The sequence below is a fragment of the Rosenbergiella sp. YN46 genome (assembly GCF_036620675.1).
Classification (GTDB): domain Bacteria; phylum Pseudomonadota; class Gammaproteobacteria; order Enterobacterales; family Enterobacteriaceae; genus Jejubacter.
In genome coordinates, this window is the sequence record NZ_JAZHEE010000006.1 from 102,495 (window position 1) to 123,107 (window position 20,613).

The 20,613-nt window shown below is 60.5% G+C and carries 18 protein-coding genes and 1 pseudogene; 6 read left to right on the forward strand and 13 right to left on the reverse strand.

Annotated features, from left to right (window positions below):
- Positions 1 to 43 precede the first annotated feature (43 nt).
- Positions 44 to 1,243, forward strand: a complete 1,200-nt coding sequence (gene mtnK, locus V3W49_RS07580) for an S-methyl-5-thioribose kinase (RefSeq protein WP_500144696.1) — start codon at positions 44 to 46, stop codon at positions 1,241 to 1,243.
- A gap of 40 nt (positions 1,244 to 1,283) precedes the next feature.
- Here the strand turns inward: mtnK and V3W49_RS07585 are convergent, their stop codons facing one another.
- The 10 genes and pseudogenes from V3W49_RS07585 to V3W49_RS07630 form a co-directional block, all read right to left on the reverse strand.
- A complete protein-coding gene (locus V3W49_RS07585; RefSeq protein WP_500144698.1) occupies positions 1,284 to 2,309 on the reverse strand; it encodes a CobW family GTP-binding protein in 1,026 nt (341 codons plus the stop codon).
- A gap of 210 nt (positions 2,310 to 2,519) precedes the next feature.
- A complete protein-coding gene (locus tag V3W49_RS07590; RefSeq protein ID WP_138096372.1) occupies positions 2,520 to 2,717 on the reverse strand; it encodes a YbdD/YjiX family protein in 198 nt (65 codons plus the stop codon).
- Positions 2,718 to 2,944: 227 nt separating this feature from the next.
- Positions 2,945 to 5,047, reverse strand: coding sequence for a pyruvate/proton symporter CstA (gene cstA / locus V3W49_RS07595; protein WP_500144700.1), 2,103 nt, complete (start codon positions 5,045 to 5,047; stop codon positions 2,945 to 2,947).
- A gap of 268 nt (positions 5,048 to 5,315) precedes the next feature.
- Positions 5,316 to 5,378, reverse strand: a complete 63-nt coding sequence (locus V3W49_RS07600) for a type I toxin-antitoxin system Hok/Gef family toxin (protein WP_500144772.1) — start codon at positions 5,376 to 5,378, stop codon at positions 5,316 to 5,318.
- A 4-nt stretch (positions 5,379 to 5,382) separates the two neighbouring features.
- Positions 5,383 to 5,448, reverse strand: a pseudogene (locus V3W49_RS07605) (hypothetical protein); the annotation flags it as partial.
- Positions 5,449 to 5,783: 335 nt separating this feature from the next.
- Positions 5,784 to 6,197 (reverse strand): proofreading thioesterase EntH, encoded by a 414-nt coding sequence (gene entH, locus V3W49_RS07610; protein WP_500144701.1) that lies wholly within the window; start codon positions 6,195 to 6,197, stop codon positions 5,784 to 5,786.
- A 1-nt stretch (position 6,198) separates the two neighbouring features.
- On the reverse strand, positions 6,199 to 6,951 hold the full coding sequence (gene dhbA / locus V3W49_RS07615; RefSeq protein ID WP_500144702.1) for a 2,3-dihydro-2,3-dihydroxybenzoate dehydrogenase: 753 nt from the start codon (positions 6,949 to 6,951) through the stop codon (positions 6,199 to 6,201).
- Positions 6,948 to 7,802 (reverse strand): isochorismatase, encoded by an 855-nt coding sequence (locus V3W49_RS07620; protein WP_500144703.1) that lies wholly within the window; start codon positions 7,800 to 7,802, stop codon positions 6,948 to 6,950. The genes dhbA and V3W49_RS07620 overlap by 4 nt, the downstream gene beginning before the upstream one ends.
- Before the next feature lie 13 nt (positions 7,803 to 7,815).
- Positions 7,816 to 9,432 carry a (2,3-dihydroxybenzoyl)adenylate synthase gene (locus V3W49_RS07625; RefSeq protein WP_500144704.1) on the reverse strand — a complete coding sequence of 539 codons (1,617 nt, stop codon included), beginning with the start codon at positions 9,430 to 9,432 and terminating at the stop codon, positions 7,816 to 7,818.
- 9 nt (positions 9,433 to 9,441) lie between these two features.
- Complete coding sequence (locus V3W49_RS07630) at positions 9,442 to 10,614, reverse strand: isochorismate synthase (RefSeq protein ID WP_500144705.1); 1,173 nt, start codon at positions 10,612 to 10,614, stop codon at positions 9,442 to 9,444.
- A 210-nt stretch (positions 10,615 to 10,824) separates the two neighbouring features.
- Between V3W49_RS07630 and fepB the strand changes: the two genes are divergently transcribed.
- On the forward strand, positions 10,825 to 11,769 hold the full coding sequence (fepB, locus tag V3W49_RS07635) for a Fe2+-enterobactin ABC transporter substrate-binding protein (RefSeq protein WP_500144774.1): 945 nt from the start codon (positions 10,825 to 10,827) through the stop codon (positions 11,767 to 11,769).
- Here the strand turns inward: fepB and entS are convergent.
- On the reverse strand, positions 11,764 to 13,026 hold the full coding sequence (gene entS, locus V3W49_RS07640) for an enterobactin transporter EntS (RefSeq protein WP_500144706.1): 1,263 nt from the start codon (positions 13,024 to 13,026) through the stop codon (positions 11,764 to 11,766). The genes fepB and entS overlap by 6 nt on opposite strands.
- 113 nt (positions 13,027 to 13,139) lie before the next feature.
- Between entS and fepD the strand changes: the two genes are divergently transcribed.
- The 4 genes from fepD (at position 13,140) to chaB (ending at position 16,221) form a co-directional block, all read left to right on the forward strand.
- Entirely contained in the window at positions 13,140 to 14,147 is a 1,008-nt protein-coding gene (gene fepD, locus V3W49_RS07645; protein WP_500144707.1) for a Fe(3+)-siderophore ABC transporter permease, read from the forward strand.
- Between the two features lie 26 nt (positions 14,148 to 14,173).
- Entirely contained in the window at positions 14,174 to 15,136 is a 963-nt protein-coding gene (fepG, locus tag V3W49_RS07650; protein WP_500144775.1) for an iron-enterobactin ABC transporter permease, read from the forward strand.
- A complete protein-coding gene (gene fepC, locus V3W49_RS07655; protein WP_500144708.1) occupies positions 15,133 to 15,924 on the forward strand; it encodes an iron-enterobactin ABC transporter ATP-binding protein in 792 nt (263 codons plus the stop codon). Before fepG ends, fepC begins: the two co-directional genes overlap by 4 nt.
- Positions 15,925 to 15,990: 66 nt before the next feature.
- Positions 15,991 to 16,221, forward strand: coding sequence for a putative cation transport regulator ChaB (gene chaB / locus V3W49_RS07660; RefSeq protein ID WP_500144709.1), 231 nt, complete (start codon positions 15,991 to 15,993; stop codon positions 16,219 to 16,221).
- A gap of 212 nt (positions 16,222 to 16,433) precedes the next feature.
- On the opposite strand, the gene V3W49_RS07665 is transcribed toward chaB, so the two are convergent.
- Positions 16,434 to 20,357: an enterobactin synthase subunit F gene (locus tag V3W49_RS07665; RefSeq protein ID WP_500144711.1), complete on the reverse strand. Its 3,924-nt coding sequence runs from the start codon at positions 20,355 to 20,357 to the stop codon at positions 16,434 to 16,436.
- 9 nt (positions 20,358 to 20,366) lie between these two features.
- On the reverse strand, positions 20,367 to 20,582 hold the full coding sequence (locus V3W49_RS07670; protein WP_500144713.1) for an MbtH family protein: 216 nt from the start codon (positions 20,580 to 20,582) through the stop codon (positions 20,367 to 20,369).
- Positions 20,583 to 20,613 lie beyond the last annotated feature (31 nt).

The window sequence follows — 20,613 nt, forward strand, 5'->3', positions numbered from 1 at the left end:
GTCTGAACGGCTTTGTATCGGTAACAGAATGAGGACTGGAGACATGTCGCACTATCACACCTTTACCCCCACAGACGCGCTGGATTACGCGCGGGAGCATGGGGGACTGGCAGACCCTTCCGCCCTGGTAGCGGCCAGCGAGGTAGGCGACGGCAACCTCAATCTGGTATTTAAAATTCTCGATCGCGACGGCGTCAGCCGGGTCATCGTCAAACAGGCTCTGCCATGGGTGCGCTGCGTGGGAGAATCCTGGCCGCTGACGCCGGATCGGGCGCGGCTGGAAGCCCAGACGCTGCTGGAACACTATCGTCACGCCCCCCGGCACACGGTGAAAGTGCTGCACCACGACCCGGCGCTGGCCACCATCGTGATGGAAGATCTCTCCGATCATAAAATCTGGCGCGGCGAACTGATCCAGGGACGCCACTACCCTCAGGCTATCGATCAACTGGCGGAATATCTGGCGCAAACCCTGTTTCATACCAGCGATTTCTGGCTGCCGCCCCACGATAAAAAGCGCCAGGTGGCCAACTTTATCAATCCGGCGATGTGTGAGATCACCGAGGATCTGTTCTTTAACGATCCCTATCAGGAACATCCGCGCAACAACTACCCCGAACAGCTGGAGCCGGAAGTCGCGCAGTTACGTGAAGACAGGGGGCTGAAAGTGGCCGTTGCGGCTCTGAAGCACCGCTTTCTGACCCATGCAGAGGCCCTGCTCCACGGCGATATCCACAGCGGCTCGCTGTTTGTGGCCGACGGTAGCCTGAAGGCCATCGATGCCGAGTTTGGCTATTTCGGCCCCATCGGCTTCGATCTGGGCACTGCCATGGGCAACCTGCTGCTGAACTACTGCGGTGCGCCGGGTCTGCTGGGCATTCGCGAAGCGGCGGACGTCCGCGAACAGCGGCTCCAGGATCTGCGCGAGTTATGGCTCGGCTTCCACCAGCGCTTCCTGGCCCTGGCCCGCGACAAAAGTCGGGATGCGGCGCTGGGCCGCCCCGGCTACGCCGAAGCCTTTCTGCAAAAGGTCTGGTTCGACAGCATCGGTTTTTGCGGCACCGAACTGATTCGCCGCAGCGTGGGGCTTTCCCACGTAGCGGATCTGGAAGAGATTCAGGATGAGCGGATGCGGCTGGCCTGTACCAGCCACGCGATGACGCTGGGAAGAACGCTGATTGTGCTGGCCGACAGGCTGGACAACGTGGACGAACTGATTGCCCGAATTCGCCAGTACAGCTAATGAAAGATACAGCCCCGCCGCATGCGGGGCTGGCAGACGCTTATGCCGTTGCTGCGGCAAACCCGGCGCGCAGTTCATCGACCGGCAGATAACGACCGATAATCACCAGCCGGGAAAAGGCGCTGTCTGGCGATTCCCACTGGGCGCCATAATCAAAGCCCACCACCTTGTGAACTCCCTGCACCACCAGACGCTGAGGATTATCCGCAATCGCCAGCACCCCCTTATAGCGCAGCATATCGTTGCCGTATGCCTCGATGCACTGCTCCATAAAAGCGCCAATTTTTTTCAGATCCAGCCGCCCGGCTTCAAACACGTGCGCCTGAATAGCGTCATCCCAGGAGCGCTGCTGCTGGGGGGAGTGACGGAACGGCATAAAGCGCCGGGGCTGTTCGGCACCGGCGCGAATAATGTGAAACCCTTCACTAACCGGGTTCGCGTCGCTCAGTTCAAAAGCGCCGATATCCAGCCACAGCTCCGCCGGACATTCGCCGTTGGTAATATGCAGAATCTCCGCCTTGCTGTTAATGCGATGAATGCGCGCCAGCGCCGCCTCGACCTGCGCCTCGTCACACAGATCAGCTTTGGTCAGCAGAATACGGTCGGCGAAACCAATCTGAGCCGCCGCTACCGGATGCTCATCCAGCTGGCGCTGGACATGCTGGCAATCGGCCAGCGCAATAACCGCATCCAGCCGCATGGCTTCACGCAGTCGCTCATCGACAAAGAAGGTTTGAATCACCGGCCCGGGATCGGCAAGTCCGGTGGTTTCGACAATCAGCCGGTCAAACTGAATATCGCCCCAGGCGCGCTTATCCAGCAGTTCGTTCAGGGCGGTGCTGAACTCGCCGCGCACGCTACAGCAAACGCAGCCGTTAGAGAGTTCCACCACATTCACGCTGTCGCCGCCGCGCAGCAGCGCGCCGTCGATATTGACGGCGCCGAATTCATTTTCCAGTATCGCGACGGGGGCGTCGCCGTGGTGAGTCAGAAAATAGTTGAGCAGGGTTGTTTTGCCTGCGCCGAGAAAACCGGTCACCAGGGTGACCGATACCACATCATTCATATCAGGGTCCTTCTTCCCTTCATACGTCAGGCTGCAGATGCGTTGGCTACGCCCGTTCCCCCCAGTCACATAGCCATCTATGCTCCCGGGGATGATGAGCCTTCGGCTCACCCTGCGGGCCAGCGCAAACGCTGTTCAAACCGGTAAACCGGTTTGTCACTGGCTTGCCGCCTTCCTGCCGCCTGAACTATTTTGGGTATTTTTATACCATCAGCAGCAGCGCGCGCCGCCTTTTCCGCCGTATCGCGCATCCTGGCGATCGCGGAAAAACTCTTCATAGGTCATTGGCGTCTGCTCCGGGTGGTTCAAACGCATATGCTGTACGTAATTATCGTAGTCAGGTACCCCTACCATCAGTTTTGCCGCCTGACCGAGGTATTTACCCGCTTTTGCCAGAGAATCAAACATCTGTTGTTACCTCCATATTCCACCCTCACCCTAACCCTCTCCCAGAGGGAGAGGGGAAAAACCGGGGACCTTTGCCCTCATCCCTTTGGGAGAGGAGAAAAACGAGTGACTAACTGCCCCCTCTCCCCTTTGGGGAGAGGGGCGGGGTGAGGGGATTCACCAGAGCGCTCTGAAGTGCTCTCACCCTAACGAACCAGCCTCCCACGAAGGAGAGGCTTTGACAATATTTAGTGCGCGTTTTTCGCCTGAGCTACGATCTGGTCGACATTTTCAGGCATCGGCTGGTACGGCGTTTCACGCGCCGTCGGGCTTTCACTCTCACACGCCTGACGCGCGCACTTCAGCGAAAACAGCGCCAGCACCACGACCACCACCATAAAGTACAGGGTCAGACCGGCGTCCAGACGGTTATTGAACACCAGCTGGCTCAGCTGCGACTGAGTATACTGAGCCGGAATATTACCGCTGTCGATCATCGCCTGGAACTTATTGGCCACCGCCAGGAAACCGACCCGGGCATCAGCGCTGAACACTTTCTGCCAGCCGGCGGTCAGCGTGCAGACCAGCAGCCAGGCGGTGGGCAGTAACGCTACCCAGGCATAACGCTGGCGCTTCATCTTAAACAGCACCACGGCGCACAGCAGCAACGCCATCGCCGCCAGCATCTGGTTGGCGATGCCAAACAGCGGCCACAGGGTGTTGATGCCGCCCAGCGGATCCACCACCCCCTGATGCAGAAAGTAGCCCCAGGCCAGCACGCACAGCGCGGTCGCCAGCAGGTTGGCGGGCAGCGATTCGGTACGCTTCAGTGAGGGAGAGATCGTGCCCAGCAGATCCTGCAGCATAAAGCGGGCGGCCCGGGTGCCGGCATCTACCGCAGTCAGAATAAACAGCGCCTCGAACAGAATCGCGAAGTGATACCAGAAGGAAACGTCCATCAGGCCACCCAGCGCCCCGTGCAGAATATAGGCCATGCCCACCGCCAGGGTCGGCGCACCGCCGGCCCGGGAAATAATGCTCTGCTCACCCACTTCTTCGGCAATGCGATGCAGCACATCCGGCGTCACCGTAAAGCCCCAGCCGCTGACCACCTGAGCCGCAGAGGCCACCGCGTCCGCAACGCCCGCTGGCGCCAGAACGGCCATCGGGCTGTTCATGGCGAAGTAAACGCCGGGATCGATAATACAGGCCGCCACCAGCGCCATTATCGCCACAAAGGACTCCATCAACATGCCGCCGTAACCAATCAGGCAGGCCTGATTTTCGTTAGCCAGCATCTTCGGCGTGGTGCCGGATGAGATCAGGGCATGAAAACCGGAAACCGCGCCGCAGGCGATGGTGATAAACAGGAACGGGAACAGATCCCCGGCCCACACCGGCCCGGTGCCATCGACAAATTTGGTGATCGACGGCATGGTCAGGGTCGGGCGCATAATCAGAATGCCGATAGCCAGACCGACGATGGTGCCAATCTTCAGAAAAGTGGAAAGGTAGTCGCGCGGCGCCAGCAGCAACCACACCGGCAGCACCGCCGCTACAAAGCCGTAGCCCACCAGAATCCAGGTAAGCTGAACGCCAGTAAAATCAAACCAGGAAGCGAATTCGCTCTCGGCCACCCAACCGCCGGAGATTATGGCGAAGACCAGCAGCACCAGACCGATAATCGACACCTCGCCAATACGGCCAGGGCGCAGATAGCGGGTATAGATCCCCATAAAGATCGCCAGCGGAATGGTAAAGGCAACGGTATAAGTGCCCCAGGGGCTGTGAGTCAGCGCTTTGACCACAATCATCGCCAGCACCGCCAGAATGATCACCATAATCATAAAGCAGGAGACCAGCGCGATAACTCCCGCCACGTTGCCCATCTCTTCTTTCACCAGTTCGCCCAGGGAACGCCCATCGCGCCGGGTGGAGACAAACAGCACCATAAAGTCCTGCACCGCCCCGGCCAGTACCACACCCGCCAGAATCCATATCATCCCCGGCAGGTAGCCCATCTGAGCGGCCAGTACCGGCCCCACCAGCGGCCCGGCGCCAGCAATGGCGGCAAAGTGGTGGCCGAACAGTACCTTCTTATCGGTCGGTACATAATCAAGGCCGTCGTTGTGACGTACCGCAGGCGTCATGCGGGTGGCATCCACCGATAGCACGCGCCTGGCTATCCAGATTCCATAAAAACGATACGCGATCAGATAGACGCAGACCGCCGCCACCACTATCCATAGCGCGTTAATCTGCTCCCCGCGATTCAGGGCGATATAGCCGAGTGCAAAAGCCCCCAGCAGCGAAAGCGCCCCCCACAGAAGGTATTTCCCTGGATTATTCATTGTCTTATCCGTTGTGTTGGTCAAATAAAGAGGAAGATGTGTGTCAATTTGTATCTATAACACGCGACTGGATTTAACAATAAAGAAACGATAGAAAACAGGTTTGCCACTTATCATTTACATTACATTGCTAGCGGGATCACTAAGCAGAGCCAGGCATGGGGAGTCTTGCGCACTCAATATTGAGGAAAGGGTCTCCTGGTAAACCAGAAGACCCTTTATAAAGACGCTTGTGGCTATGCCAGCCAACATCCCCTGGCTCCAGGTGCTACTTACCGGATTCGTAAGTCATGAAAGCCGCCACCTCCCGAGCCCCATCCCGGTATCGAATTTCTCATAGCGATTTCCGGGTCAGGTAGCTGAATATCAACAGCGTAAAACACAGGATATAAACGCGCCAGATTAGGGTGCCGCGCGGTAGCTTCATTGCCTTCTTCTCCTTGCTTTCAGCGGGTAAGGGGCGACGCTGATGTGGACTGGACATAGGGTAAGCCTCGGTTTAATTGAAAAATGACTCGGGGCTTTCTTCTTTCTGCCACACAATAAAGCTTGCCGCTGCCATGAGGTAAAAAGCTTTCAGCGCCGCGCCGATAACAACGAATAATCTCCCGCCTGGTTGCCAGGGTATGCAACTGTGCGATTAAGACAGAGAAAAAGTGTAACGCCCCGTGGAAGGGGGCATGTTTGCAGGAACAACGCCTGCCCTCCTCCCTGAGAGCAGGCGTATCTGGTGAAATTAACCGATGACCGCCGTAGAAAGGCGGCAGGTGCAACTGCGCTTGCCGCGCGCATCGAAAATGGCTATCTCCCAGCACTGACTGCTGTTGCTCAAATGCAGCGGGCGGCACACGCCCCGCACCTTACCGGAAGAGACGGCGCGGTGATGGCTGGCGCTCAGTTCGGTGCCCACCACGCACTGCCCCTCGCGGCTTATCAGAAACCCGGCCATGGAGCCCATGGTTTCGGCCAGCGCCGCCGAGGCCCCGCCGTGCAGCAGACCGAACGGCTGAACGGTGCGCTGATCGACATCCATCTCCGCCTCCAGTTCGTCGTCACCGATGCGGGTAAAGACAATTCCAAGATGCCCCACCATAGTCTGTTCGGCCATCTGGTTCAGCGCTTCCAGCGTCATCGCCCGTTTCCAGATCATCTCAGGCCCCCAGCGTTGAGCCGCCATCCACCACAATATCCTGTAGCGTGATATGGCTGGCCTGTTTAGAGGCAAGGAACAGGATGGTGTCGGCTATCTCCTGCGGGCGGGCTATCTTGCCGAGCGGCACGCCCAACTTAAACTGCTGCGGATAGCCCTGAATGCGCTGCTGCTCAGCGTCCGGCGTGGTCCACATAGCGCGTTGCATATCGGTATCGGTCGAGCCTGGCGACACCAGGTTGCCACGCACCCCATACTCTGCCAGCTCCAGCGCCACGGTCAGCGCCAGACTTTTCAGGGCCGCTTTCGACGCGCCATAGGCCGACATGCCGATGCGCGGAGTATGAGCCGCATCCGAGGCCACCGTGACCAGAGCCCCGCCCCGCTGGGCACGAAACTGCGCCATGGTAGCGCGAAAGAAGTTAAAAGCGCCGCCGACGTTTACCGCAAAGGTATCCTGCCAGTCGTTAAGTGGCAGTTCATCTGTAGCGCCCATCCGCAAAATCCCGGCGGCGTTCACCAGCACGTCCAGCCTGGCGGTATCTTTTAACAGCCGCTGACAGATCTGCTCCACCTGAGCGGCGTCGGCCACATCCACCTGCTCGGTGGCAAAAGGGTACTCCGCCTGTTCAAAGGCGCGATCGAAGCCCACTACCCGGGCGCCGGCTTCATGGAACGCCCGCGCGGTGCTGTAGCCAATGCCCCTGGCTGCGCCGGTCACCCAGACCGTCTGACCATGAAAATCTACCTTCATGACTTCGACTCCCGACTCAATAGCGCCCACCAGGCGTCCAGAGTCGGCTCTTTGGCGAGCATCACAAAATCGATATCGCCGTGCGCCTTACGCCAGCGCGCCGCCAGCGCCATCATGCGCACCGAATCCAGACCGTAATCAATCAGGTTTTCGTCATCTTCCGGCTCGTCGGATTCATCCAGCAGCGGCAGGATCAGGGCGCGCAGTTGCTCTTTACTCTGGGGAACCGGCAGCAGATCGCAGGTATTCACTACGCGCCCGCTGCGCCCGGCGATGTATTTCAGCGCCATCAGGTGCTCTTCACGGCTAAAATCGGCCAGCGCATCCGCCACCATAAAGGGTTTGATATCGCGCATAAAGGCGTCGGTGGCGGTGGTCATACAGCCTATATGGGCATAGACGCCACAGATGATCAGTTGGTCGCGACCGGTCTCCTTCAGCGCCTGCTCCAGCGGCGAACGGATAAAAGCGCTGTAGCGCCACTTCACCAGCACGGTATCCTGGTCATCGGGCGCCAGCCGCGCCACCACGCCCTGCTGTTCGGGGTGGTTATTAATGCCCGGCCCCCACATATCGTTAAGCAGCGCGCGATCCTCATCGCTCTGCTCTTTCGGCTGGGCGGTGTAGTAAACCGGAATATTGTTCTGCTTGCAGTAGTCGCGCAGTGCCGCAATATTGGCGATCACCTGGTCTATCATCGGGCAGTTGTCGCCCCAGAAATTGATAAAGTAATCCTGCATATCGTGGATCAGCAGGGCAGCGCGCTCCGGCTCGAAGTCCCAGCTCACCTTGTTTTCCGGGATATCCGCCGCGGTCGGCAGCGCATAGGCGTTCAGTTTTGGAATGGCCATTTTCGTTCTCCTTTTATTTTGTGGTCAGCCGACGTTCGGCAATCAGCTGGCGCAGCCGCTTTTTATCGGGTTTACCGACGTGAGTCAGGGGTAACTCGTCGACGATCTCCACCTTATCTGGCAGCTTGTACTCCGCCACGCCCAACTCGCGCAGCCAGCGGCGCAGCGCCACCGGACGCACCGGACTGCGGGCCACGATAAAGGCGCAGCTCTTTTCGCCCATCAGCTCGTCTTCCATCGAGACCAGGGCGGCGTGGAGCACGGCTTCATGGCGATGCAGCAGATTTTCGATCTCTTCGGCGGCGATCTTCTCGCCGCCGCGGTTGATCTGATCTTTTTCTCGCCCCACCACGCTGATGTAACCCTGCTCGTCAATAACGATCAGATCGCCGGAACAGTAAAATCCGTTGGCGTCGAAGGCTTTCGCGTTGGCTTCCGGGCTCAGGTAGTAACCCCGGAAGGTATACGGGCCGCGGGTCATCAGGCGCCCCACCTCACCGGCCGCTACCGGGTTGCCTTCTTCGTCGGCAGCCCAGACCTCATCGTCCGGGCACATCGGGCGCCCCTGAGTAGTGAAGATATGTTCGTCGTCATCGTCGAGCGCCGTGTAGTTCACCAGCCCTTCCGCCATGCCGAACACCTGCTGCAACTGACAGCCGATCTCCGCCGGAATGCGACGCGCCAGGGCTTCGGGCAGACGGGCGCCGCCCACCTGCAGCAGGCGCAGCGAAGCGAGCTGCCTGTTATCGCCCCACTCACGAATCGCTTGTAACCACAGGCTGGCCGCTGGCGGCACCAGCGCGGCGACGTCTATCTGATGGCGCTCGATAAGCGGGAAGCACAGGTTGGCGCTCGGATCTGCCGCCAGCACTACGCAGCCTTCACCGTAAAAGACCCCCAGCGAGCCCGGCGAACTCATGGCGTAGTTATGGGCGGCCGGAATAGCGCACAGGAAGCGGGTATTTTCATCGAAGCGGCAGATTTCCACGCTGCGGCGAATACTGTAGTAGTAGTCGTTGTGAGTACGGGGAATCAGTTTCGGGGTGCCGGTGCTGCCGCCGGAAAGCTGGAAAAAGGCCACTTCATCGGCGGCCGAGGGGGTCGCGACAAAGTTATCTTCCTTTGCTGCAATCAACCCTTCCAGCGAGCGTTCGCCGCTGTCGCCACGCAGAATGGCGGTGGTCAGCGACGGAAAGCGCGCTACCAGCGTCATCAGATAATCGTCGTCGCGAAACAGGGCATGTTCGCGATCGGCTATCAGCAGCTTCGGTGCAATCTGGTCGGCGTAGGCCTCCAGTTCGGTTTTCTGATGGCTGAACAGCGCGTTCACCGGCGCAACGCCAATCTTCAACAGCGCGAAGAAGACGATATAGAGCTCGGCCACGTTACCCAACTGCACCAGCGCGGTATCGCCGGTGGTCAGTCCCTGACGCTGTAGCGCCCCCGCCAGACGAGTCGCCGCCTGTTCCAGTTCGCGATAGCTGAAATGGCGCTCGCCTTCGATAACCGCAGTGCGATCGCTCTGCGCGTGACGGCTCAGAATGTCGGTCAGCGGAACATCAATCCAGTAGCCTTTTTCGCGGTAAGCGGCGGCCAGCTCTTCCGGCCAGCGATTAAAAGGAATCGTCATACCCTTTCCTCAGTTCAGTCCAAATACGTTGAGCATGGTCGACAGCTTGGTACCAGTCTCATTCCACTCCGAAGTCGGGGATGAATCAGGCACAATGCCTGCACCGGCAAACAGCCGAACCCGCCGTTCATAAAGGCGCGCGCAGCGAATAGTCACCACCCATTCACCGTTTCCGGCATCGTCACACCAGCCGACAATGCCGCCAAAGAGTTCGCGGTCGAAGGGTTCCAGTTCGCCTATCAGGCGCTGTGCCGCATCGTTGGGGAAACCGCTCAGCGCCGGAGTTGGATGCAGCAGGCAGGCCAGCGACAGCGCGTTTTCGCGACCATCGCGCACCTGGCCTTCGATCGGTGTCGACAGGTGCCACAGCTGCGGCGTGGTTATCAGTTCCGGCCGTTCCGGCAGCGCCAGATAAGAGACACGCGGCGCCAGCACCTCGCGCATGGCGTCGGTCACCAGTTGATGCTCATGGCGATCTTTACGGGAATTCATCAATGCCTGACCGACCGCTTTATCCTGTTCCGGGTCGGCCACCCGCTTCGCCGACCCCGCCAGCGGCAGCGAGCTAAAGGCGTTGCCGCTCATACGCAGCAGCAGCTCCGGACTGGCGCCCATCAGAGCTCCGCCGTCGGGCAGCGGCACGTGGAAGTTATAGCTGGCGGGATTCAGCGCAATCAGGCGCTGCATCAGCGCTTCCCTGTCGACAGCGTTTTCTGTGGCGATATCGATAAGACGCGACAGCACCACTTTATCGATACCGGGCTGGCTGGTGGCATAAGCGCCGCGCGCCACCATCTCTTCAAAAACCGGTTGTTGCGGAATCTCCTGACGACCCGTCACCACCGGCGCGCTAAAGGCGGTGGCGGCCTCTTTCCGATAGTCGATACGAGAGAAAGTCGAAACATGCTCCGGAATGAACAGCGATGACGGCTTACGGGTATCAAAGGGAATGGCGCCAACCACGACCGGTCTGGCAACTCCGGCGGCCCGCGCCGATGCAAACGCCTGGGCCAGACCGCGCTGGAACGAACCTCGCGGATCCGCGCCTTCGGCGGCGGGAAGCTCAAAAGAGGCGAAATGGCCGGATGTCGCCAGACACTTCCAGGGCGACATAAAGAAAAATCCGTCGGTTGCCGGCACCGCAACCGTCCGTTGCCTCTCCTCAGCCACGATAGTTTCCATTCAATCCTCCGCAAAAATGATAAGAGATTTGATAATTATTATCATTTGTATTCTGATGCGTAAGCTACGTTCTGAAACCGCGTCTGTCAACAAAGGTAAAAAATTTTTAACATTCCCATCCCTTGCACGCCGTCGCGCTTAGCATGAAAATGAGAAACATTATTAACAACAGCCACAGGATGCCCTGCCGTGAAATACACCTTTGCCGCTATGCTTGCGGCCTTACAGATTACGTTGGCTCTTTTCGCCATTTCCCCGGGCGCCAGCGCAGCCGCCTGGCCGCGTGAAGTGACCGATATCCGCGGCACCCATACCCTGCCCCATGCCCCGCAACGCATCGTCTCTACCAGCGTGACCCTGACCGGCTCGCTGCTGGCCATTGACGCCCCCGTGGTCGCCAGCGGCGCCACCACGCCCGGCAATCGCTTTGCCGATTCCCGGGGCTTCCTGCGTCAGTGGAGCAGCGTTGCAAAAGCCCGCCAGCTCCAGCGCCTGTATATCGGCGAACCCAGCGCCGAAGCGGTAGCCGCTCAGATGCCGGATCTGATCCTGGTCAGCGCTACCGGCGGCGACTCCGCTCTGGCGCTCTACGACCAGCTTTCCACCATCGCTCCCACCCTTATTGTTAACTACGACGATAAAAGCTGGCAGGCGCTGCTCACTGAACTGGGGCAGATAACCGGTCACGAACAGCAGGCCAAAGCGCGCATCGACAGCTTCAACCAGCGGGTAGCGCAGCTTAAACAGCAAATCAAACTGCCGCCCCAGCCGGTCAGCGCGCTGGTCTTCAATCCGGCCGCCCACAACGCCAATCTGTGGACTCCCGCGTCAGCCCAGGGCCAGTTGCTCAGTCAATTGGGCTTCACCCTCGCCACGCCGCCGGCCAGCCTGCATACCAGTAAGAGCCAGGGCAAACGCAGCGATATCCTGCAGCTGGGCGGTGAAAACCTGGCGAATGGCCTGAATGGCCAGAGTTTGCTGCTGTTCGCCAACGACGAGCGCGACGCCGCGGCACTGATGAAGGATCCGCTGCTGGCGCATCTGCCAGCGGTGCAGCACCATCGGGTATGGCCGCTTGGTACCGAAACCTTCCGCCTCGACTACTACAGCGCCAGTCACCTGCTTGAGCGACTGGCGCAGCAGTTTAAATCATGATGCTTCTTCTACCGGCGCCTGCGCAGGCGCCTGGTAGAAACGGCGCAGCTGGCTGAATAGCAGCAGCACCAGAACCCCCGCCAGCGCTAATGCAAAACCGCTCACGCTGGCGGAGCTGACCGGCGTAAGCGCTACCCCCATTCCCCCCAGCAGCGCGGCGCCAATCGCATCACCAGTCACGTTTTGCGCCGTCCACAGACCGTTAATACGGCCCAGCATCTGATCCGGCGTCTGGGTCTGGATCAGGGTGTACTGCAACAGCGAACTAATAGCGCTCAGATAGCCAAACAGCGCCAGGCAAAGCGCCCCACTCTCCCAGACCGGCATCAGACTAAACAAGCCGATAGCCACAAATGACGCGATAGTCGCCCCCATCATCACCAGCCCCGGCCGCGCGCAGTGGGCAACAGAGCCACTGGTCAGTGCGCCGATCGCCGCACCGAGCGGCACCGCCGCATACAGCAGACCAATCTGCGATTCGCTCATCGACCAGTGCCCTGCCAGCGCCGGGTACAGCACCCGCACCGCGCTGGCCATGGTCAGCAGCGCGCCGATCAGCGCCACGCCCCCCACCAGCGGGTGGCTTAACAGAAAACGCAGCCCTTCAACCAGCGATCGCAGCGGATGCTGGCGCGGCTGTTCCGGCGGTTGCTGGCGCGGAAGCGTCAACAGCGGCAACAGGGTGATAAAGGTGCCCGCCGCCGCCAGACCATAGTTCCAGGCCACGCCGCCCCAGGCGAGCAAAAGACCGCCGAACATCGGCGAAATCACCGAGCCCAGGCGCACCGTCAGCATGGTGATAGCCCCGGCCTGCATCAGGTTTTCACGCCCTACCAGACCCGGCGTCGCCGCCAGCAGCGCCGTCACGCCGATAGAGGCGAAAAGTCCGTCCCAGATCCCCAGCAGATAAATCACCGTCAGCGAAGGCTCGGGCAGCATGGCATTCAGGCACAATCCAATAAAGCCGATACCGCAGGTACTGCGGGCCAGCAGAATCAGGCGCTTACGCTCATAGCGATCCGCCAGAACGCCGCCCGTCATCAGCCCCACAAACATCGCGCTGCCGGTCAGTGTGACAGCCAATCCCACCTGTAGCGTGGAGCCCGTAAGTTGCTGGATCTGCACCGGCACGGCCACGCCGAGCAAACCAAGAGAAAGGATAGAGATAAAACGCGCCAGGAATACCGCACGGAAGGCGGGGTGGCTTTTTAACAGGCTGAGATTCAGCCATAACGAATGTTTAGAATTTTTCTTCATTACATGGCCTTATGCAATTTTCCTTACCAGCTCTGAGGCGGCTCATGCTACCATAAACGAACAATAGTGATAACGATAATAAATATCATTATCGATTTTCAGGATTTGCGTTTATGTCGGCTTCTCGCTTGTCAGCACGCGGCGCTGTGCTGTTGAGCCTGGTAATAGTACTGGCGCTAATGGCGACCCTGAGTCTGCTGATTGGCGCCCGTCCCCTCTCTCCTGATGTGGTATTACAGGCGCTGGGCGGCCAGTGCCGCAGCGCCGATTGCGTTGTGGTACTGGATGCCCGTCTTCCCCGAACCCTTGCCGGCCTGCTGGCAGGCGCCGCGCTGGGCGTCGCTGGCGCCTTAATGCAGACGCTCACCCGCAACCCGCTGGCCGACCCTGGCCTGCTGGGGGTCAACGCCGGTGCCAGCTTCGCCATCGTGCTGGGCGCCGCCATTGGGGGAATGTCTTCGCCGCTTTCGCTGCTGGGTCTGGCCTTCGGCGGCGCGCTGCTGGCGTCCACCGTAGTAGCCCTGACCGGTAGCCAGGGCGGCGGTCAGCTAAGTCCGGTGCGTCTGACCCTGGCGGGCGTGGCCCTCGCCGCGGTGCTGGAAGGCTTAAGTAGCGGCATCGCACTGCTTAACCCGGCGGTTTACGATCAGCTACGCTACTGGCAGGCTGGCTCTCTGGATATTCGCACCTTTTCCACCCTAAAAATTATCGCCCCGATGGTCGCCGCAGGGCTGGCGATGGCGATACTGCTGGCCCGGGCGCTTAACAGCCTGAGTATGGGCAGCGATACCGCCACCGCCCTTGGCAGCCGGGTGGCGCGCACCCAGATCTTCGGACTGTTAACCATCGCCCTGCTGTGCGGCAGCGCCACCTCCCTTGTCGGCCCAATTGCCTTTATCGGCCTGATGATGCCCCATATGGCCCGCTGGCTGATCGGCCCCGATCACCGCTGGTCGCTACCAGTGACTCTGCTGGCCACACCGTCACTTCTGCTCGGTGCCGATATTCTGGGGCGCCTGCTGGTGCCCGGTGAGCTTCGGGTATCGGTGGTCAGCGCCTTTATTGGGGCGCCGGTATTGATCTGGCTGGTTCGCCGCAGGCGGTCAGGAGCGACAATGTGAACCGTCTCTCTCCCCGTCTTATCACCATGCTGGCCCTGCTGGTCGCCCTGAGTCTGGGCATGGGGGGCTGGAGCCTCGCCAGCGGTGCGGTTCCGCTTAGCGCCCGCCAGGTACTGGACGCCCTGCTCGGTCAGGGGGCGCGTAACGTCTCTCTGGTCGTGGTGGAATGGCGCCTGCCCAGAGTGTTGATGGCGCTGCTTATCGGCGCCGCGCTTGGCGTGAGCGGCGCTATCTTCCAGTCGCTGCTGCGCAATCCGTTGGGCAGCCCGGACATCATGGGTTTTAACACCGGCGCCTGGAGCGGCGTGCTGGTGGCGATGGTGCTGTTTGGCAACCACTACACCGCCATTGCCTTTGCCGCCATGGCGGGCGGTATTCTGACCTCGCTGGTGGTCTGGCTGTTCGCCTGGCGCAACGGTATCGAAACCTTTCGCCTGATTATTATCGGCATCGGCGTGCGCGCCATGCTGGTGGCCTTTAACACCTGGCTGCTGCTCCAGGCTTCGCTGGAAACCGCACTTTCCGCCGGACTCTGGAACGCCGGTTCCCTCAACGGCCTGACCTGGGGCAAAACCCTGCCCGCCGCGCCGCTGATATTGTTAATGCTGCTGGCTGGCGCCCTACTGGTACGCCGGATGCGAATTATGGAGATGGGCGATGATACCGCCAACGCGCTGGGGGTTAGCGTTGAACGTTCACGCGTTCTGCTGATGCTGGTGGCGGTTCTGCTGACCGCCAGCTCCGTGGCGCTGGCCGGGCCTGTCTCCTTTGTGGCGCTGGTGGCGCCCCACATCGCCCGGCGTCTGAGCGGCACCGCTCGCTGGGGCCTGCTACAGGCCGGCGTCTGCGGCGGCACATTGCTGCTGGCGGCGGACTTGTGCGCCCAGCGCCTGTTTATACCCTACCAGCTTCCGGTAGGCGTAGTGACCGTCAGTATCGGCGGCCTGTACCTTATCGCCTTGTTGATTCAGGAGTCCCGCAAAAGATGACCACAGTAACCCGACTGCGCGGCGAACAGCTTCGGCTGGGCTACGGCAAACAGATTGTGGCGGATAACCTTAGCGTCACTATTCCGGAAGGAAAGTTTACCGCCATTATCGGCCCTAACGGCTGTGGTAAATCGACGCTGCTGCGTACCCTGAGTCGCCTGATGAAGCCAATGCACGGCCACGTCTGGCTCGATGGCGAACAAATACAAAACTTCAATACCAAAGAGGTGGCCCGACGTATCGGCCTGCTGGCCCAGAACGCCAGCGCGCCGGGGGATATCAGCGTACGCGAACTGGTGGCCCGCGGGCGTTATCCCCACCAGCCACTGTTTTCCCGCTGGAGCCAAAAAGACGAAGAGGCCGTACGTCAGGCCATGCAGGCCACCGCCATTGCGCCACTGGCCGACCAGCCGGTGGATACCCTGTCCGGCGGCCAGCGCCAGCGCGCCTGGATTGCCATGGTGCTGGCCCAACAGACCGAAATCATGCTGCTGGACGAACCCACCACCTGGCTTGATATCAGTCACCAGATAGACCTGATGGAACTTCTGAGCGAGCTTAACCGCAATCAGGGCTATACCCTGGCGGCAGTGCTGCACGACCTGAACCAGGCCTGTCGCTACGCCACGCATCTTATCGCCCTGCGCGAAGGAGCCATCGTCGCCGAAGGGGCGCCGAAAGAAATCGTCACCGCAGAACTTATCGAACGCATCTACGGGCTGCGCTGCATGATTATCAAAGACCCGGTGGCCGGCACGCCGCTGGTGGTGCCGCTGGGGCGGGGTTAATCGCACCTGGTGGTAGCAAAAGCTAATCTCGTCCACACTTACCTGTGGAGAAAAAGAGGAGTCGCTATGCCATACCAAACCACCAGCGTTCTACCGGATAACGTCCGGAATGTGCTGCCGGCCCACGCGCAGGAGATCTACAAAGAGGCGTTCAACAGCGCCTGGTATCAATACAAAGACCAGAAGGATCGGCGTGACAATGCCAGCCGGGAAGAGACGGCGCATCGCGTCGCCTGGGCCGCGGTAAAAAACGAGTATCAAAAGGGCGACGACGATAAGTGGCACAAGAAAAAGTAACCAGTAAAAAACGGGTGGCCCGAGCCGCCCGTTGGGACTGCTGACACCCCCTGACCGAACGCATTCGGCCAGAATAATCAGTAAAATAAACAAGGAAAATCAATCCATTGATTGTCGGCTGATAACGACAAAGAGGGAAAAACCACGTTTTTCCCTCTTTGTCATCAACCTGGCGGGCGGCCTGAGCCGCCCGTTTCGTCTGTGCTACCGGATTAATCCAGCGCCAGCACCTGTTGCAGTACCGGGCCGATATGGCTAAAGGCATCCGGGGCGATGATATCTACATGGGCGCAGTCCACCGGGAAGACGGCCAGCTCTCCCACCCACGGCGCCCAGGCGGCCTGGGGCTCCAGTCCAGGCAGAAGGGTTCGTTCGGCGACAAACAGCGTCGCTTTACCGTCGAAATGCACGCTGTGGGCGCTGGTCAGCAACCGTACCGCATCGCCGTAGTTACCCTCAATGGCGTTGAACAACGCATCGGAACCCTGCCCCTGCTGAGCGGCGATAAAGGCTTCACGTTCGCGTTCAATCTCGGCCAGCACGGCGGGATCCAGTTCGTTCGCCCCCTTCTCTTTCCAGTTTTGGGTCTCCGGCGGCCAGGTGTCCAGCAGCCCCAGGAAGGCCACCTCTTCGCCTGCCTGGCGCAGCCGTGCGGCAATGCCCTGCGCCAGGGTTCCCCCCAGCGAATAGCCCATCAGGTAATAAGGGCCATGGGGCTGACTGGCGCGCAGCGTCTGCAAATGTCGCTCGCAAACCTGATCCAAACTGGCGGCCTGCTGCATCGGCCCTTCCGGGCGCGGTGACTGAATGCCCATAATCGACCAGCGCGGATCCAGCCAGCGCGTCAGCACGCTGAACTGCCAGGCGAAGCCGGAAGCCGGATGGAAGCACCACAGGGTTGGGCCATCGGTTTTGCGTAGCGGTAAGAGGGCTTCGAAACCCGCGCGGCTGGCCTGCTCTTCGTCCTGCCCGGTAAGCAACCCGGCCAGCCCTTCCACCGTCGACGCCACCATGACCTGCCCCACGGTCACAGGGCGTCTCAGCTCGCTACGCAACTGCGCCGCCAGACGCATCGCCAGCAGAGAATGGCCGCCCAGCGCAAAGAAATCATCCTGGGCCGAATTAACCTCACACTCCAGCAGGCGCGCAAAGGCGTCCGCCACGGCACGCTCCAGGCCTGGTTCCGGCGCCCGCCCGCCGCTGTGCTGCGCCAGTTGAGGCAGCGGCAGCGCTTTCCTGTCCAGCTTGCCGTTGGCGCTAAGCGGAAAGGCCTCCAGCTGTACCAGCGTCACCGGCACCATATGAGGCGGCAGTTGCTGCTGGAGCTGTTCACGCAGGTACCCGACATCAAGCGCCGCGCCAGAGGACGATACCAGATACCCCACCAGCTGGCGGGCATCGCCGCCGCTGGCCGCTCCCGGATTGAGCACGCAGGCGTGGGTCACGGCACGGGCTACATCCGGCAACCCCTGCATTACCCGGTCAATCTCCCCCAGCTCGATACGCTGACCGCGCAGCTTGAGCTGATCGTCGCTACGCCCCAGATATTCCACGGCGCCGTTCGGCAGCCAGCGCGCCACATCGCCGGTGCGGTACATCCGCTCGCCGGGCGCGAAAGGATCGGCAATAAAGCGGCTGGCGGTCAGGTCCGGACGCGACAGATAGCCCTGAGCCAGTTGAATGCCGGTCAGATAAAGATCGCCGGCAATCCCCGGCGCCACGGGCTGCATATCGCCATCCAGAATACGCAGCCCGGTATTCCATACCGGCCAGCCGATCGGCACGCTGCTGCCGGTCACCGCAGCCAGATGTTCACCGTAAGCGGGATACCAGCTCACATCCACCGCCGCTTCGGTCGGCCCATAGAGGTTATGCAGCGGCGCCCCGATCAGCCGTTGCCACTCCCGGCAAAGGTCGGCGGGCAGCGCTTCGCCACTGCAGAACACCCGCCGCAGGCTGGCGCAGCAGCCAACGGCCTGTTCATTGTTCAGCGCCGCCACAAAGGCCGAAAGCATCGAAGGCACGAAATGGGTGGTAGTGACCTGCCAGCGGGCGAACAGCTGCTGCAACGCCTGGGGATCGCGATGCGCCTCCGGCGGCGCCATCACCAGCCGCGCCCCCACCATCAGCGGCCAGAAGAACTCCCAGACCGATACATCGAAGCTGCACGGCGTTTTTTGCAGCACCACGTCATCAGCCCCCATCGGGTAGTGGTTCTGCATCCACAGCAGGCGGTTGACGATAGCCTGCTGTCCCACCATCACCCCTTTCGGGCGGCCGGTAGAGCCGGAAGTAAAGATCACATAGGCCGTGTGTTCCGAACGAGAGATCCCCGGCACGGCCTGATCGATTTCACCGTCGAGCGGCTGGGTCAGACGTAGCGCCGTCAGCCCTGGAAGATCGGCAAAGCGCTCCGCCTGCCGGTCGTCGGTAATCATCAGGCGCGGCGCGGCGTCTTCCAGCATCATGCGCAGCCGTTCATCCGGGTAGCCGGTGTCCAGCGGCAGCCATGCGGCCCCCACTTCGACAATGGCCTGCAGAGCCAGCGACAGAAAGACCGAACGCGGCTGAGCCACCGCCACGATATCACCGGGTTGAACCCCCTGCTCAATCAACTGGCGGGCCAGCAGCAGCACCTGGCGGCGCATTTCGCGATAGCTAAACTGCCAGTCATCGTCCGCCAGCGCTGGCGCATCCGGCGTTAACCGTGCCTGACGGGCGATATACTGACTCAGGGTACCCGGCTCCAGCATCCGTTCGGTGGCGTTCACCTGCGCAATCAACGCCTTTTCATCGTCAAGCATAACGTCGGCCTGGCGGCACGGCAGCTGCGGCTCCCGGGCAAACTGCTTTAACAGCCGCGGCAGACGCGCGATATGGCGCGCCAGAACCTCTGCGTCGTAGCGTTCGTTATTGGCCAGAACCTCCATCGATAGCTCGCCCTGCTCGCCCAGATACAGCGCGATCTCCAGATCGCGTACCGGGCCGGAGGCAAGCTGATGGGTAATCCCCTCAATGCCGTCAAAATCCAGACGATAGTCGAACATCTTCAGGTTAATTACCGGGCCGTAGAGCGGCTCGCCGTCCACCACCCTTCCTGTATCGCGCTGAATCTGTTCGGCGTCGTAGCGCTGATGGCGACGCAGTTTTTTCATCTGCTGCGCCAGGTCGGCGGCAAGGGTCATCAGCGTGGCATCGGGAGCGATACGCACCGCATAAGGCAGCACGTTCAGTACCGGCCCGGTAGCGCACAGCGCCGCAGAGCCGATCCGGCGCATAAAGATAAAACCAGCGGCGAATTCAGCCCGGTTGCTAAGGCGCCCCAGCCACAGGGAGATCAGCGCCAGCGCCATATCGGCGCCGGAAAGCGACTGACTCTGGGCCGCCAGATGGCGAAAATCATCGCTATCGAAGACGACCTTGTGACGGATCAATTGGGTAGTGGAGCCCTGACCGCTCAGGGGCAGATCCGACAGCGATGCCGGCGGCGGAAGCTGACTTGCCTGTTCCGCCCAGAAAGCCGCATCGCGCTGCCAGGCAGGCGCCTGGCGGTAACGCTGATACTCCTCAACCACTTCCCGGAACGGAATGAACGGCGAAGGCTCCGGCGCCTGCTGGCGGCGCAGCGCGGTATAAATATTGGCGATACGCCGGGTAATGGCGGTAAAGCTAAAGCCGTCCACCACCATATGGTGATAGCGCTGATACCAGTACCAGCGCCGATCGCCAATGCGTAGCAGCTCGTGATGATAGAGCGGTTTGCCGCTGGCCAGACGCAAGTCCTGAGCGAGATCCCGTTGCATCCTCGTACGCGCCGCCGCAACAGGATCGTCACTGGCGCGCAAATCCACAATCCCTGGCTCATCAAAACGGAAATCGTCATCAACCCACTGGATCGCTTCGCCGTCGCGCTCGCCAAAGCGCATCCGCAACGTATCCGCTTCGGCCATTCCGGCCAGAATCGCCTTGGTCAACAGCGCGCAGTCCAGCTCGCCGTTCAGCTCCACGTAGTGGGCCACGCTCCAGGCATTGGCCTGGGGTGAAAGTTGATCCGCCATCCAGATTCCGGGCTGGGCCGCCACCAGCGGCATCTCGTTTTGGGTAATGACGGGCGTAATGACCTCTGAGTCTGTCATTCGTAACCTCTACTGAAGACGGCGGGAAACAAAATGGGTGGGCTGCAGATCCTGCCAGTGGCTGTCGAGCCACTGATAGCATTGCTGCTGGCTCTGTGGACCGGTCACCGCATGCCACCCCACAGGTAGGGCACAGTGCGACGGCCACAGGCTGTACTGCATCAGATCGTTTGCGAGAATAAGAAATTGTCCTAAGCGGTCGTCGAAGGGATTATTGTGTTCCATGCCTTACTCCTGTCAATATCAAGGGCGCAGA

Excerpts from the sequence above, each read along its gene's own strand:
- dhbA (WP_500144702.1), bottom strand. The coding sequence starts at position 6,951 with ATGAAGGTAGATTTTCATGGTCAGACGGTCTGGGTGACCGGCGCAGCC.
- fepD (WP_500144707.1), top strand. The coding sequence starts at position 13,140 with ATGTCGGCTTCTCGCTTGTCAGCACGCGGCGCTGTGCTGTTGAGCCTG.
- entS (WP_500144706.1), bottom strand. The coding sequence starts at position 13,026 with ATGAAGAAAAATTCTAAACATTCGTTATGGCTGAATCTCAGCCTGTTA.
- cstA (WP_500144700.1), bottom strand. The coding sequence starts at position 5,047 with ATGAATAATCCAGGGAAATACCTTCTGTGGGGGGCGCTTTCGCTGCTG.
- fepB (WP_500144774.1), top strand. The coding sequence starts at position 10,825 with ATGCTTGCGGCCTTACAGATTACGTTGGCTCTTTTCGCCATTTCCCCG.
- chaB (WP_500144709.1), top strand. The coding sequence starts at position 15,991 with ATGCCATACCAAACCACCAGCGTTCTACCGGATAACGTCCGGAATGTG.
- entH (WP_500144701.1), bottom strand. The coding sequence starts at position 6,197 with ATGATCTGGAAACGGGCGATGACGCTGGAAGCGCTGAACCAGATGGCC.
- V3W49_RS07620 (WP_500144703.1), bottom strand. The coding sequence starts at position 7,802 with ATGGCCATTCCAAAACTGAACGCCTATGCGCTGCCGACCGCGGCGGAT.
- mtnK (WP_500144696.1), top strand. The coding sequence starts at position 44 with ATGTCGCACTATCACACCTTTACCCCCACAGACGCGCTGGATTACGCG.
- V3W49_RS07590 (WP_138096372.1), bottom strand. The coding sequence starts at position 2,717 with ATGTTTGATTCTCTGGCAAAAGCGGGTAAATACCTCGGTCAGGCGGCA.
- V3W49_RS07630 (WP_500144705.1), bottom strand. The coding sequence starts at position 10,614 with ATGGAAACTATCGTGGCTGAGGAGAGGCAACGGACGGTTGCGGTGCCG.
- fepG (WP_500144775.1), top strand. The coding sequence starts at position 14,174 with ATGCTGGCCCTGCTGGTCGCCCTGAGTCTGGGCATGGGGGGCTGGAGC.
- V3W49_RS07665 (WP_500144711.1), bottom strand. The coding sequence starts at position 20,357 with ATGACAGACTCAGAGGTCATTACGCCCGTCATTACCCAAAACGAGATG.
- V3W49_RS07670 (WP_500144713.1), bottom strand. The coding sequence starts at position 20,582 with ATGGAACACAATAATCCCTTCGACGACCGCTTAGGACAATTTCTTATT.
- V3W49_RS07585 (WP_500144698.1), bottom strand. The coding sequence starts at position 2,309 with ATGAATGATGTGGTATCGGTCACCCTGGTGACCGGTTTTCTCGGCGCA.
- fepC (WP_500144708.1), top strand. The coding sequence starts at position 15,133 with ATGACCACAGTAACCCGACTGCGCGGCGAACAGCTTCGGCTGGGCTAC.
- V3W49_RS07625 (WP_500144704.1), bottom strand. The coding sequence starts at position 9,432 with ATGACGATTCCTTTTAATCGCTGGCCGGAAGAGCTGGCCGCCGCTTAC.